We start from the raw sequence: 14,232 nt of genomic DNA, 5'->3' as shown, positions 1-14,232 counted from the left end.
TTACGTGAGCAACCCTTGTGTGCGGTTTCGCCGTCCTTGCACGTCGTGGGCCGGTCCGGATTCGCCGGATCGGCCGGGGGCGCTATGCTGACACCACCTAAATAGTTTTGGTGGTGTTGATGGTTGAGGATGGCGTGTCAGCCGCTTTCGCCGACGTCGAGGGCGCGGCGCCTGCCGGCGCGGAGGTGATCGGACCCGGGAAGGCCGGACCCGGAGAGACGGGACGTGGAGCGGCGGGGTCGGGCGCCGGGCCCGGCGAGTTCGCCCGGGCGCGCAGGAACGAGGTCGTGCTCGTCGCGTTCACGGCGATGACGAACCTGGCGGACGGGGTCTTGAAGATCGTGCTGCCGCTGCTCGCCGTGGGGCTGGGCGGCTCGCCGGGGCAGGTCGCCCTGGTCGGACTCACGCTCACGCTTCCGTGGCTGCTCGTCTCGCTTCCGGTGGGCGTGCTCGCCGACCGCGCGGACCGGCGCAGGCTCGTCATCGTGGCCGACCTCGTCCGGCTGGCGGCCGTCGCGGGCCTGCTCGTCGCCGTCGCGGCCGACGCGAGCTCGCTGCCCGTCCTGTACGCGTGCGGGCTCGTGGTCGGGCTCACCGAGGTCGTCGCCAACACGGCGAGCGGCGCCCTGGTCCCCGCGGCCGTACCGGCGGAGCGGCGGGCACGGACCAACGCGTGGATCGCCGGGGCCGAGACGCTGGCCAACGAGTTCTGCGGTCCCGCGGTGGGCGGGCTCCTCGTGGGCCTGGGCGCGGCGGTCGCGCTGGGCTCCGCGGCGGTGGCGTTCGCGGTCGGCGCGGTGCTCGTCGCCATGCTGGTGGGCCGGTTCCGCCCCGCCCCCGCCTCGCCGGGCCGTACCGGGGAAGCGGGCAGCGGTGGGGAAGTGGGCCGTGGTGGGGAAGTGGGCCGTGACGGGGAAGGTGGCGGTGCGGCGTCCGGCGTCGGCGGCGTGATCGCTGAGATCCGGGAGGGGCTCGTCTTCGTGTGGCGGCACCGTCTGCTGCGCACCCTCACGTTGACGATCGCGGTGCTCGCCGCGTCCTGGAGCGCGTGGCTGGCGCTGCTGCCGTCCTACGCCGCCTCGGTGCTGGAGGCGGACGCCGCCGAGTACGGGTTCCTGATCAGCGGGATCGGGCTGGGCGGGCTGGCCGGCGCGGGACTGGTCTCGGTGATCAACCGCCTGCTGGGCGTCCGGTGGGCGCTCTTCGCCGACCTCGTCGGAACGTTCCTCATGATGGGCGTGCCCGCGGTCTTCCCGGCTGCCTGGGCGGTGGCGGCCGCGGCCTTCGCCGGGGGCATGGGCGGGACGCTCTGGACGGTCAACGCCCGCACGATCGCGCAGGCGCTCGTGCCCGACCGCCTCCTCGGGAGGTACGGCGCGGCGGCCCGACTCCTCGGGTGGGGAACGCTCCCACTGGGCGCGGCCCTCGGCGGGCTGCTCGCGGAGATCTTCGGACTCCGGGCGGCTTTCGCGCTGTTCGCCGTGACGGTGGCGCTGCTCCCGATCCCGTTCCTGAGAACCGTCACCACAGCGGAACTGGCCAGGTCATCGGGGTCGTGACCTAGATCACAAGAATTCGCCGCAATTCCCGGGAACACGGCTCGACACCGAAGCGTTGCGACCAATAGACGGGATTGTTCTGCTCTGAGAGGGCTGGGGGGTGCTCTTGGAGCGGAACGATCCCGTCTTCGTTTTCTCCTCCTCCTGACGGCGTCGCCCAGGGCCCGTAGGCGTCGATCCCACGGCTCCAGAGGGGTGCCGCCCCGGTGACTCCGCTCCCGGAGGCGCCTGCTGTCACATCCGTTTCGCGCTGGAACGCGCCACCCAGGGTAAAGATCGATTTTGTCGTCCCTTTCCCGTAGCATTGCCAGGCGTGATCTGGACATGATGGGACACTCGCACTCGTTGAGCGGAGCGGTCGTGTGGCTCGGGGTCGCGCCCGGGCTGGCCGCGCTCCCGGCCGTCATCGCGCCGGAGCTCGCCCCCGTGACCGCCAACGTGCTCAGCCCGACCGAGTTGATCGCCGGAGCGCTGGTCTGCGCGGGCGCCGCCATGCTGCCGGACCTCGACCATCCCAGCGCCACGATCGCCCAGACCTTCGGGCCGGTCACCTACTGGCTGAGCAAGGGCGTCAACTTCATCAGCGGCGGCCACCGGCACGCCACCCACTCGCTGCTGTTCGCCATCGCGATGGGCCTCGGCGTGCACTTCCTGGCCGACGCCTACCCGATCGGGCGCGACGTCGTCGTGGTCCTCATGGTCGGTCTGGCGCTGCGCGCGATCGGCATCGGCGTGCCGGGGAAGACGCTCACGTCCGCGGCGGTCAACGTCTTCCTCACCGCGGGCGTCTTCACGACCTTCTACCTGCTGGGGGTCCAGTACGCCTGGCTCGGGGTCGCGATCGGCGTCGGCTGCCTGACGCACGTCTTCGGCGACTGCATGACCGAGCACGGCTGTCCGGTGTTGTGGCCGATCAAGGGGCGCTGGGTCCTGCCGTACAAGATCGGGTTCAAGACCGGGAAGGCGTTCGAGCAGAAGATCCTCGCTCCCGCGCTCTCGCTGGCCGTGGTCGCCCTGCTCTGCCTGCGGCTGATGCCCGCCGCCTGACGTTCCGGCGTCCTGCGCGCTCCGGTGACGGCCGCGAGCGCCGGAACTCCCGGCCGATCGGCTGAATTCACCGGAAAACCGGTCAGAACGTTGATCGGACGGGGCCACGGCGGGACATCATGGCGGCATGGGCAAAGCCTCCAGGGCCGCATCCGGGACCGCACCCAAGTCCGCCGCCGGGACAGTCGTCAGGACCACCGTCAGGGGCGCGGGCGTGCTCCTGCTCGCCGCGGCGGCGCTCGCCGGTTGCGGGACCGGAGTCGTGCCGGCGGCGTCCCCGGACGGTCAGGTCACGCCGTCCCTCACCGGCGACGCGGCCCGCCCCCCGTCAACGTCCACGTCCGCGACCGGCAGGGGGCCCCTGTCCCGCGATCAGGCCGCCACGCTGGCGAGCCTCCGTAAGGTCGACGACCACCCGCTGTGGACCATGACCTACAGGGGCGGGTACGACCGGTTGGCGACGATCGCGCCCGCGCTGACGCCGACCACCTTCGGATGCTCGTTGTTCGCCGCGCACGGCGACCCGGCCGACCCGGTGTTCGGCCGGAACTTCGACTTCGACCACCAGCCCGCGCTGCTGCTGTTCACCTCCCCGCCGGACGGGTACGCGTCGGTGTCCATGGTGGACGTGTCGTACCTCGGGCTGAGGTCGGACGCCGGCTTCACCACCGAGGCCGGGAGGAAGGCGCTCCTCCAGGCTCCGTTGTTGCCGTTCGACGGGATGAACTCCAGGGGGTTGGTCGTGGGCATGGCCACCGTGCCCGAGGCGAAGCCGACCTTCGACGCCAAGCGGCGTACCGTCGGCAGCGTCCGCGTCATGCGACTCGTGCTGGACGGGGCCGCGACGGTGGACGAGGCGATCGCCGTCTTCGGCCGGTACAACGTCGACTTCAGCGACAGCCCGCCGCTGCACTACATGTTCGCCGACGCGCAGGGGCGGTCGGCGGTCGTCGAGTTCTCCGGCGGCGAGATGGTGGTACGGCGCGGCGAGGGCCCGTGGCAGGCCATGACGAACTTCACCCTGGCGACGTCCACGGAGGAGAGTCGCCGGGCCGATCAGCGCTACCGGACGCTGAGCGAGGCCCTGGAGAGCAGTGGCGGCAAGGCATCGGACGACCAGGCGATGGATCTGCTCGCCGACGTCCGGCAGGGCCACACGCAGTGGTCGATCGTGTACGGCCAGAAGAGCGGAGAGGTGCGGCTGGCCACTGGCCAGAGGTACGACACCGTGCACGAGTTCCGCCTCGTGATGGACTGAGCGCGCCGGGAGGGCGATGCCGCCGCGCCATCCGGACGCTGGGCTCCGCCACCTGGACGCTGGGCCCCGCCAGCTGGACGCCGCCGACGCACCGTCCGGACGCCATTCCCGGATGGTTAATTTGATATCAAGATATCTACCGAGATATCTTGATGTCGAGACACTCTCTGGCACCGAGTTAGGTGAACCTAACTGTCGGACGCGATCCGAAGGTGCGGGAGGATGCAGAGGCCAGCTTTGTGACAGCCCGGAACCTGGGGAGGCGAAACGTCGTGTCCGAGAACAGCTTCGGCAGCCGTGACACGTTGCGCGTCGGTGACGCGTCGTACGAGATCTATCGGCTGGACGCCGTCGAGGGGTCGGCGCGCCTCCCGTACAGCCTGAAGATCCTGCTGGAGAACCTGCTCCGCACGGAGGACGGCGCGAACATCACCGCCGACCACATCCGCGCCCTCGCGGGCTGGGACCCGAACGCCGCTCCGAGCGTCGAGATCCAGTTCACCCCCGCGCGCGTGATCATGCAGGACTTCACCGGCGTGCCCTGTGTCGTCGACCTCGCCACCATGCGCGAGGCCGTGCGCGACCTGGGAGGCGACCCCGCGAGGATCAACCCGCTCGCTCCGGCGGAGATGGTCATCGACCACTCCGTCATCGTCGACTTCTTCGGCGGGCCGGACTCCTTCGTCCGCAACGTCGAGCGCGAGTACGAGCGCAACCACGAGCGCTACCAGTTCCTGCGCTGGGGCCAGACCGCGTTCGACGAGTTCAAGGTCGTCCCGCCGGGCACCGGCATCGTCCACCAGGTGAACATCGAGCACCTGGCCCGGGTCGTCATGATCAGGGACGGCAAGGCCTACCCCGACACCTGCGTGGGCACCGACTCGCACACGACCATGGAGAACGGCATCGGCGTCCTCGGCTGGGGCGTCGGCGGCATCGAGGCCGAGGCCGCGATGCTCGGCCAGCCGATCTCGATGCTGATCCCGCGCGTGGTCGGCTTCAAGCTGACCGGCAAGCTGCCCGCGGGCGCCACCGCCACCGACCTGGTCCTCACGATCACCGAGATGCTGCGCAAGCACGGCGTCGTCGGCAAGTTCGTCGAGTTCTACGGCGAGGGCGTCACCAGCGTGCCGCTCGCCAACCGCGCCACCATCGGCAACATGAGCCCCGAGTTCGGCTCGACCTGCGCGATCTTCCCGATCGACGGCGAGACGATCAGCTACCTCACGCTCACCGGCCGGTCGGCCGAGCAGGTCGCCCTCGTCGAGGCGTACGCCAAGGAGCAGGGCCTCTGGCTGGACCCGTCCGCGCCCGAGCCCGTCTTCTCCGAGTACATCGAGCTGGACCTGGCCACCGTCGTCCCGTCGATCGCCGGGCCGAAGCGCCCGCAGGACCGCATCGCGCTGGCCACGGCCAAGGAGGCCTGGCGGGCCGCCGTTCGCGACTACGTGCCGGGTGACAGCATCCAGGGCCCGACCGACGAGGCGTCCGCCGAGTCGTTCCCGGCCTCGGACTCGCCGGCGATCTCGCACGGCGGCAACGGCGACGCCCCGCACGCCGCCAGGCTGAACGGGGGGCGCCCGTCCCGGCCGACCCCGGTCACGCTGGCCGACGGCACGTCGTTCGAGGTCGACCACGGCGCCGTCGTGATCGCCGCGATCACCTCGTGCACGAACACCTCCAACCCGTACGTCATGCTCGGCGCGGCCCTGCTCGCCAAGAACGCCGTGGACAAGGGCCTGTCCCGCAAGCCCTGGGTGAAGACGTCGCTGGCTCCCGGGTCCCAGGTCGTCACCGGCTACTTCGAGCGGTCCGGCCTCCAGCCCTACCTGGACAAGCTGGGCTTCAACCTGGTCGGCTACGGCTGCACCACCTGCATCGGCAACTCGGGCCCGCTGCCCGAGGAGATCTCGGCCGCGGTGCAGAGCTCCGACCTCGCGGTGACCGCGGTGCTGTCCGGCAACCGCAACTTCGAGGGCCGGATCAACCCCGACGTCAAGATGAACTACCTGGCGTCCCCGCCGCTCGTCGTCGCGTACGCGCTGGCCGGCACGATGGACATCGACCTCAACAACGAACCGCTCGGCGTCGGCGACGACGGGAAGCCGGTGTTCCTCAAGGACATCTGGCCCGCGCCGGAGGAGGTCTCCACCGTCGTGGCCGAGTCGATCGGCCAGGAGATGTTCCTGCAGGACTACGCCGACGTGTTCAAGGGCGACGAGAACTGGCAGTCGCTGCCGATCCCGACCGGCGACACCTTCGAGTGGGACCCCGCCTCGACCTACGTGCGCAAGGCGCCGTACTTCGACGGGATGCCCGCCACGCCGCAGCCGGTGACGGACATCTCCGGCGCCCGGGTGCTCGCCCTGCTCGGCGACTCGGTCACGACCGACCACATCTCGCCGGCCGGATCGATCAAGGCCGACTCGCCCGCCGGGCAGTACCTCCGGGAGAACGGCGTCGCGGTCAAGGACTTCAACTCGTACGGCTCCCGCCGTGGCAACCACGAGGTGATGATCCGCGGCACCTTCGCCAACATCCGGCTGAAGAACCTGCTGCTGAACGGTGTGGAGGGCGGGTACACCCGTGACTTCACCGCGGGCGGCGAGCAGTCGTTCATCTACGACGCGTCGCAGAACTACCAGGCCGCGGGCATCCCGCTGGTGGTCCTGGCGGGCAAGGAGTACGGTTCCGGGTCGTCCCGCGACTGGGCCGCCAAGGGCACCGCGCTGCTCGGCGTCCGCGCCGTCATCGCCGAGTCCTACGAGCGCATCCACCGCTCCAACCTCATCGGCATGGGCGTGCTGCCGCTCCAGTTCCCCGAGGGCGAGAGCGCGGCCTCCCTGGGGCTGACCGGCGAGGAGACCTTCGACATCGTCGGGGTCGAGGAGCTGAACATGGGCGCCACTCCCGCCACCGTGACCGTGCGCGCAGGGGACATCGAGTTCCAGGCCGTCGTACGGATCGACACCCCCGGCGAGGCGGACTACTACCGCCACGGCGGGATCATGCAGTACGTCCTGCGTTCTCTGCTCGCCAAGAGCTGAGCGGAGGAACGCCGGAGCCCGGCCGCCCTTCCTGGCGGCCGGGACGTGCCCCGACCATCTCTCTCGGGGACGTGAGCGGGGGCATCCAACCTCGAACAGGCCGGAGCCGTCCGGGCAGGACAACCTCTGCCCGGACGGCTCCGGTGCTTTTACAGCATCTCGTGCACCCACTCGGCGATCTCTGACACCACCTCGGGGGAGACACCGCCGATCCTTGACCCGAATCGTGTGGGCGAGATCGCCCTCACCTGCTCGGCCATCGCCCAACTGGGCTTCGGCAGACCGGTTCCTTCCGGCTCTATCTCAATGTGCGTATCCCAGCCGCGAAACCGCGTGGTGAGGGGGACGGCGAGCACCGGATCCCACACGGTTCCGTTCGTGCGATCGTTGCTGATCACGAGCGCGGGCCGGACATATCCTTGTTCCCGGCCCGCGGGTTCACCGAGATCGGCCCACCAGATGTCACCCTGCCGGATCCGCATGGCCCTCCTCCAGGGGCGTGATCAGCCCCTCCCACTCGGGGGCTATGCGCTGCGTCGGCGAAGGGCCGCCCAGCCATAGCTCTTGCTCGGCGAGATATTCGGCCCAGCTTTCGGGGTCCTCTCTCCTGGTCCGCTCCATCTGCTCCGCCACCTGCTGCCAGCGGAGCTTTCTCCGATGTTCCCTGATGGCGTCGTCCACCACTGCCGTCATGGATTTCCCTTCCTGTTCGGCAAGTTTCGCGATCTCGTCGCGGGTGACGAAGCTGACCCGGATCGTCGTCGTCTTGGGTTCGGTGCTCATACACAGGAGGCTACGACGGCATCTACATAGCGGTCTACCACTCCGTCTCAACACGAGTTTAGTGACCATCCGATTACTCTCGCAAGAGGATTCGATTACATTGGGTGATTACCCGGGAATGTCGCTTACGGCGGTCGGGTACGGCGCACAAAGGCGAGTTTCGGCTGATGGTTAGCCTCTGCTGACATGGATCACGATGTTCATCTCCTGCTCATCGCCGGCCTGGCGGTGTGCGCCGGCGCGATCGTCCAGGGCGGCGTGGGTTTCGGCCTCGGGCTGATCGCCGCCCCGCTGCTGACGCTGCTCGACCCGACCGTCATGCCGGGCGCCGTCCAGGTCGTCAACGTCACGCTTCCCCTGTTCACACTGGCCGTCGAGTGGCGCAGGGTGGACTGGCGCGGGCTCGGCTTCGCCGTACTGGGCCGCCTGCCCGGCACGTTCGTGGGAGCGTTCGTGGTCGTCCACGTCAGCACGGGGACGCTGGGCGTTCTGGTCGGTGTGATGGTCGTGATCGCGGTCGGGCTCAGCGCGCGCGCCGTGAGCGTGCCGCGCAACGCCGCCACGCTGGCCGGGGCGGGCTTCTGCTCGGGGGTCACCGGTACGGCCACGGGCATCGGCGGGCCGCCGATGGGTCTGGTCTACCAGAGCGCCAAGGGGCCGCAGATCCGGGCGACGCTCGCCATGTTCTTCTTCCTGAGCGCCACGCAGTCATTGATCGTCCTTCGCGTGGTGGGGAAGCTGCCCGAGCGGGCCATCGTGGCCGGGCTCTGGCTGATCCCGTTCCTGATCGTCGGGTTCCTCGTCTCCGGGCCGCTCCGGCGCTACCTGGACGGGGGACGGGCGCGCGCCGCCATCCTCGCCGTGGCGGCCGTCTCCGCGTGCGCTCTCATCCTCCAGAGCCTGGCCGGGCAGGCCGGTTGACCGCACGTTTCTTGATTGTTACCGCGGACAACAAACGTTACATTCCTGTGTCTTTCAACAGCATTGGGTGTGGATTACGTTGTGCCAAACAACATTCAACCGGAACGGTGCCCGCTGTGATCCAGCGTCGCCGTACCGGCTCGGCGCAGAGCTCGGCCCAGACCAGACCCCCAGTGTCAGAGAAAGGACCCAGGCAGAATGCGCAAGGGGATCCTCAGCATCGCCGCCGCGGGCGCGGCGCTTTCCCTCGGTCTCACCGCCTGCGGGGGCGAGAGCGGTGACACCACCACCACCGCGCAGGGCGGTGACGCACCCTCCGCCTCCGCGGCCACGACCGGCAAGATCGGCGTCATCCTTCCCGACAGCAAGTCCTCGGCCCGGTGGGAGACCGCCGACCGCAAGTACCTCGAAGAGGCATTCAAGGCCGCGGGCGTCGCCTACGAGATCCAGAACGCGCAGGGCGACAAGAACTCCTTCCAGACCATCGCCGACCAGATGATCACCGGGGGCGTCACCGTCCTGGCGATCGTCAACCTCGACAGCGGCACCGGCAAGGCCGTTCTCGACAAGGCGAAGTCGCAGGGCGTCGCCACCATCGACTACGACCGGCTCACCCTGGGGGGCAACGCCGACTACTACGTCAGCTTCGACAACACCGCCGTCGGCAAGCTCCAGGGCGACGGCCTGGTCCAGTGCCTGACCGAGAAGAAGGCCGACAAGCCGATCATCGCCGAGCTGAACGGCTCGCCGACGGACAACAACGCCACCCTGTTCAAGGAGGGCTACGACGGCGTGCTCAAGCCGAAGTACGATGCCGGCGACTACGTCAAGGGCCCGGACCAGTCCGTTCCCGACTGGGACAACACCCAGGCCGGCACGATCTTCGAGCAGATGCTGACCAGCACGCCCAAGATCGCCGGTGTTCTCGCGGCCAACGACGGCCTCGGCAACGCCGCCATCTCGGTGCTGAAGAAGAACAAGCTCAACGGCAAGGTCCCCGTCACCGGCCAGGACGCCACCGTGCAGGGCCTGCAGAACATCCTCGCCGGCGACCAGTGCATGACGGTCTACAAGGCGGTCAAGCAGGAGGCGGACGCGACGGCGCAGCTCGCGATCGCCCTCGCCCAGGGCCAGAAGCCGGCCGCGAACGGCAGCGTCAAGGACACCGAGACCGGCAAGGACGTCGCCGCCGTCCTGCTCACGCCGAAGGCCATCTTCTTCGACAGCGTCAAGGACGTCGTGGCCGACGGATACGTCAGCAAGGACGAGCTGTGCACCGGTGACTTCGCCGACAAGTGCGCCGAGGCCGGAATCAGCTAGGTCATCCCTCCCGGCCGCGTACGGCTCGCGTCCCGGCGGCCGGGGCGGGGCGCCCCATGAGGCGGCCCGCGCCCGGCCAGCGGGTCGTACCGGCCCCCGAGCAACGGAGTAGTCCATCGTGTCCCAGGCACCTGTCCTGGAGTTGCGCGGCATCGACAAGAGTTTCGGTCCCGTGCAGGTCCTTCACGACGTCGCCTTTTCCGTGTTCCCCGGAGAGGTGACCGCGCTCGTCGGCGACAACGGAGCGGGAAAGTCCACGCTGGTGAAGTGCATCGGCGGCATCCACCCGATCGACGCCGGCCAGTACTTCTTCGAAGGGGAGAAGGTCCACGTCGGCGGGCCCAGAGACGCGGCCACCCTGGGGGTCGAGATCGTCTACCAGGACCTCGCGCTCTGCGACAACCTCGACATCGTGCAGAACATGTTCCTCGGGCGGGAGCGCAGGAGTGGCCTGATCCTGGACGAGGCCACGATGGAGGAACTGGCCGCCAAGACCCTGGAGAGCCTCTCGGTCCGTACGGTCAAGTCGCTCCGCCAGCGGGTGTCCAGCCTCTCCGGCGGGCAGCGGCAGACCGTCGCGATCGCCAAGGCCGTGCTCTGGAACAGCAAGATCGTCATCCTCGACGAGCCGACCGCGGCACTCGGCGTCGCGCAGACCGCGCAGGTCCTCGACCTGGTCCGCCGCCTGGCCGACAAGGGCCTCGCCGTCGTGCTCATCTCGCACAACATGAACGACGTGTTCGCCGTCTCCGACCGGATCGCGGCGCTCTATCTCGGCCGGATGGCCGCCCAGGTGAAGACCTCCGAGGTCACGCACTCGCAGGTCGTGGAACTCATCACGGCCGGACGCAGTGGCGAGCTCGGCCTGCAGAACGGCAACGGAGCTACGTCATGACGACCACCACGGTTCCGGAGAAGGGCACCACCGGCGCTCCGGCCATCGGCACGCACGTCCGCGACTACCTGGAACGCGTCCGCGGCGGCGACCTCGGCGCGCTGCCCGCGGTGATCGGGCTGGTCGTGCTCTGCGCGGTCTTCTCCATCCTGCGCCCCGCGTTCCTCTCGCCCATCAACTTCGCCAACCTGTTCACCCAGGGCGCGGCGGTCGCGGTCATCGCGATGGGCCTGATCTTCGTGCTGCTGCTGGGCGAGATCGACCTTTCGGCCGGCTTCGCCAGCGGCGTCTGCGCGGCGGTCCTCGGCGTGCTGCTCACCAACGAGGGCTGGCCCTGGTACGCGGCCGTCCTGGCCGCGATGGCGACCGGCGCCGCCATCGGCATGGTGATCGGGACGCTGGTCGCCAAGCTCGGCATTCCCTCCTTCGTGGTCACGCTGGCCGCGTTCCTGGCCTTCCAGGGCGTCGTCCTGCTGCTGCTCAAAGAGGGCACCAACATCTCGATCCGGGACCAGACGATCCTGGCGATCGCCAACAAGAACATGCCGCCGGTCCTCGGGTGGGCGTGCGTGGTGGTCGGCGTCCTGGCCTACGCCGCGCTCCAGATCCTGCAGGCCCGCCGCCGCGCGGGCAGGGGCCTGCCCGCCAGCCCGATGTCGCTGATCGCGTTCCGCGTGGGCGCGCTCGCGGTGATCTCGGGCGCCGCCGTGTTCGTGCTCAACCTGGAGCGCAGCCGCAACGCCCTCATCGTGTCGCTCAAGGGCGTGCCGATCGTGGTGCCCGTCATCATCGTCCTGCTGCTCCTGTGGACGTTCGTGCTGCACCGCACCGCGTACGGCAGGCACATCTACGCGGTGGGCGGCAACGCGGAGGCGGCGCGCCGCGCGGGCATCGACGTGGACCGGATCCGGATCTCGGCGTTCGTCCTGTGCTCGTTCATGGCGTCGATCGGCGGCATCATCGCGGCCTCCAGGGCCAACTCCGTCGACCCGAACACCGGCGGCAGCAACGTGCTCCTGTTCGCCGTCGGCGCCGCGGTCATCGGCGGGACCAGCCTGTTCGGCGGCAAGGGGCGGGCGCTGGACGCCCTCCTCGGCGGCGCCGTGGTGGCGGTGATCGAGAACGGCATGGGCCTGATGGGCTACACCGCGGGCGTGAAGTACGCGGTCACCGGTTGTGTGCTGCTGCTCGCCGCGGGTGTGGACGCGCTGTCCCGCAAGAGGGCGGCGGCCACCGGCAGGAGATGACCCCGCTAAGGTGGTCCCCGACCATGAACCTCCGACGAAGCCCGGACGGATGATGCGCGCAGGTCCCTCACAGGAGGAGATCCGCAGGCACAACCTGGGCACCCTGCTCCGCCACGTCCATCTCGGCGGGCCGACGTCCAGGGCCGAGCTGACCAACCGCATGGGGCTGAACCGCAGCACCATCATGGCGCTCACCGCCGACCTGACGGCGGCTGGGCTGGTGCGTGAGGAGCTGCCGCGGGAGACCGGCCGTGCGGGGCGTCCCTCCCTGGTCGTCCGGCCCGAGTCCGCCCGGGTCTACGTCCTCGCCTTCGACGTGGGCGTCGACCGGCTGGTCGCCGCCAGGGTCGGTCTCGGCGGCGTGATCCTCGACCGCCGCGAGATGGTACGGCCGCGCGGCGGTTTCGAGATGCCGGAGGTCGTCGCCGCGCTGGCGGGTTTCGCGCGGCAGATGCACCGCAAGACCCGCCCGGACACGGTCTGCGTCGGGGCGGCCGCGGCGATCTGCGGATCGGTCGGACGGACGGACGGCGTCGTCAGGTTCGGGCCCAACATCGGGTTCAAGGACGCGCCGTTCGGCGAGGAGCTGTCCAAGAGGCTGGCACTCGGCCTGCCGGTCACCGTCGGCAACGACGGCAACGTGGGCGCGGTCGCCGAGCAGTCGCGCGGTGTCGGCCTCGACTGCCGCGACCTCGTCTACCTGCACGGCGACGTCGGCATCGGCGGCGGCATCGTCGTCAACGGCCAGCTGCTCGGTGGCCTGGCGGGATACGGCGGCGAGGTCGGCCACATGGTCGTCAACCCCGGAGGGCGCCCCTGCGCCTGCGGCTCCCGAGGCTGCCTGGAGGCCGAGGTCGGGGAGCGCGCGCTCATCGAGCTGGCCGGCCGCGGCACCGATGTCACCGGCAGGGAGGCCGTGCGCGCGGTCGTCGACGCGGCGGGCCGCGGGGACGTGCGGGCGCAGGACGCGCTGCACCGGGTCGGCGACTGGCTCGGTCTCGGCGTCGCCAACCTGATCAACATCTTCAACCCGGAGATGGTCATCTTCGGCGGCGTGCTGAGGGAGCTCTATCTCGGGGCCGCCGCTCAGGTCAGGACCAGGATCAACACCTCGACCCTGGTGGCGTCACGCGAGCGGCTGCGGCTGCGCATCTCGGCGCTGGGCGACGACGCCACAGTGGTGGGGGCCGCCGAGCTGGCTTTCGCCCAGGTGCTCGCCGACCCCCTTGAGGTGTTGTCACGCCTCGGTTAGGGACGTTCCACTAGGGAGCGTCAGACACGAACTAGGCCACTCGAGCGTTGGGCGCTACCCAGGTGTTGCAGGCGGCGGGCGACGCCGAGTTGAAGCCGCGCTCCAGCCACCAGGCCTGGTTGCGGCCCTTGCCGTGGATCGTGTCCGTGGCGTTCTTGGCGGCCCAGTCCACGACGTAGTCGTACTCGCGTGGATCGACCGGCAGGTAGGCCTCGGTGGCGCGGAGGAAGACGCCGGAGAAGCACTCCGCCTGCTGCTCCAGGCGGTGGTTCAGCAGGTTGCGCGCCGTACGGCCCTGCGTCCGGTTGTACATGCTCCAGTAGGTGCCGAAGATCCCGGTGCGCTGCTGCACGTGGTGCCCGTACTCGTGCGCCATGGTCTTCGCCAGGACGAGCGGGAACGGGTCCTTGATCTGGGACCTGAGCAGGCGGAAGTAGATCGTCCGTGAGTCAGGGCAGTAGTGGGCCGGCGACCAGCTCGTGAGCTTGCCGCACGGCGACTTGGTGCCGGTGGTCATCACCACGACGCGCGGGCGGCTGAACCGCCAGCCGGCGGCCTTGAACTGTCGGGTCCAGAGCACGTCGTTGCACTTCGCGACCAGCTGCAGGTACCGCTTGATCGAGGCCGCGCTGCCCTTACGGGGCTCGGTGGGGGAACAGGCGATCTCCTTCGCGGCGCCGGAGCGATAGATCTTGTTCTTGGCCAGGGCCGCTGGCGCCGACTGCGCGCTCGTGGCCGTTTCCGTCGTGGCCGACGCGGGTGCCGTACCGGTGAGAAGAAGACCGGTGAGCACCCCGGGGGCCACAGCGATGAGGGGTATTCGCATGGTCAAGGGAGCTTATTGCACCCACCCGGAACCAAGCGACAGATCATGATTTTTTCGACATATCGTGACGCGACGCG

General features: G+C 69.5%; 12 protein-coding genes. 9 read left to right on the top strand and 3 right to left on the bottom strand.

Annotated elements, in window-relative coordinates:
- Nucleotides 1–134: 134 nt before the first annotated feature.
- The 4 genes from IMZ11_RS19050 (at nt 135) to IMZ11_RS19035 (ending at nt 6,911) form a co-directional block, all read left to right on the top strand.
- Nucleotides 135–1,559 (top strand): MFS transporter, encoded by a 1,425-nt coding sequence (locus IMZ11_RS19050; RefSeq protein WP_228643279.1) that lies wholly within the window; start codon nt 135–137, stop codon nt 1,557–1,559.
- Nucleotides 1,560–1,883: 324 nt separating this feature from the next.
- Nucleotides 1,884–2,606, top strand: a complete 723-nt coding sequence (locus IMZ11_RS19045; protein ID WP_228643276.1) for a metal-dependent hydrolase — start codon at nt 1,884–1,886, stop codon at nt 2,604–2,606.
- A gap of 127 nt (nt 2,607–2,733) precedes the next feature.
- The gene (locus tag IMZ11_RS19040; protein ID WP_228643274.1) at nt 2,734–3,864 is read left to right on the top strand and encodes a C45 family peptidase; all 1,131 of its coding nucleotides are present in this window, start codon (nt 2,734–2,736) and stop codon (nt 3,862–3,864) included.
- 272 nt (nt 3,865–4,136) lie between these two features.
- Nucleotides 4,137–6,911, top strand: coding sequence for an aconitate hydratase (locus IMZ11_RS19035; protein WP_228643272.1), 2,775 nt, complete (start codon nt 4,137–4,139; stop codon nt 6,909–6,911).
- A 149-nt stretch (nt 6,912–7,060) separates the two neighbouring features.
- Here the strand turns inward: IMZ11_RS19035 and IMZ11_RS19030 are convergent, their stop codons facing one another.
- Nucleotides 7,061–7,393: a type II toxin-antitoxin system PemK/MazF family toxin gene (locus tag IMZ11_RS19030; RefSeq protein WP_061255338.1), complete on the bottom strand. Its 333-nt coding sequence runs from the start codon at nt 7,391–7,393 to the stop codon at nt 7,061–7,063.
- On the bottom strand, nt 7,374–7,694 hold the full coding sequence (locus tag IMZ11_RS19025; protein ID WP_228643270.1) for a hypothetical protein: 321 nt from the start codon (nt 7,692–7,694) through the stop codon (nt 7,374–7,376). Before IMZ11_RS19025 ends, IMZ11_RS19030 begins: the two co-directional genes overlap by 20 nt.
- A 186-nt stretch (nt 7,695–7,880) precedes the next feature.
- Between IMZ11_RS19025 and IMZ11_RS19020 the strand changes: the two genes are divergently transcribed.
- The 5 genes from IMZ11_RS19020 to IMZ11_RS19000 all read left to right on the top strand — a co-directional run bounded on the left by IMZ11_RS19020 (nt 7,881) and on the right by IMZ11_RS19000 (nt 13,329).
- A complete protein-coding gene (locus IMZ11_RS19020; RefSeq protein WP_228643268.1) occupies nt 7,881–8,615 on the top strand; it encodes a sulfite exporter TauE/SafE family protein in 735 nt (244 codons plus the stop codon).
- A 198-nt stretch (nt 8,616–8,813) separates the two neighbouring features.
- Complete coding sequence (locus IMZ11_RS19015; protein WP_228643266.1) at nt 8,814–9,935, top strand: sugar ABC transporter substrate-binding protein; 1,122 nt, start codon at nt 8,814–8,816, stop codon at nt 9,933–9,935.
- Nucleotides 9,936–10,053: 118 nt separating this feature from the next.
- Complete coding sequence (locus IMZ11_RS19010; RefSeq protein WP_061255342.1) at nt 10,054–10,830, top strand: ATP-binding cassette domain-containing protein; 777 nt, start codon at nt 10,054–10,056, stop codon at nt 10,828–10,830.
- On the top strand, nt 10,827–12,077 hold the full coding sequence (locus IMZ11_RS19005; RefSeq protein ID WP_228643264.1) for a sugar ABC transporter permease: 1,251 nt from the start codon (nt 10,827–10,829) through the stop codon (nt 12,075–12,077). Before IMZ11_RS19010 ends, IMZ11_RS19005 begins: the two co-directional genes overlap by 4 nt.
- Nucleotides 12,078–12,129: 52 nt before the next feature.
- Nucleotides 12,130–13,329 carry an ROK family transcriptional regulator gene (locus IMZ11_RS19000; protein WP_228643322.1) on the top strand — a complete coding sequence of 400 codons (1,200 nt, stop codon included), beginning with the start codon at nt 12,130–12,132 and terminating at the stop codon, nt 13,327–13,329.
- A gap of 31 nt (nt 13,330–13,360) precedes the next feature.
- On the opposite strand, the gene IMZ11_RS18995 is transcribed toward IMZ11_RS19000, so the two are convergent.
- Entirely contained in the window at nt 13,361–14,155 is a 795-nt protein-coding gene (locus IMZ11_RS18995; protein WP_228643262.1) for a neutral zinc metallopeptidase, read from the bottom strand.
- Nucleotides 14,156–14,232: the final 77 nt, after the last annotated feature.

Origin of the sequence: Microtetraspora sp. AC03309 (assembly GCF_020826795.1) — a bacterium.
Taxonomy (GTDB): Bacteria; Actinomycetota; Actinomycetes; order Streptosporangiales; family Streptosporangiaceae; genus Microtetraspora; species Microtetraspora glauca.
This window is presented reverse-complemented; position numbering and strand designations above follow the sequence as displayed.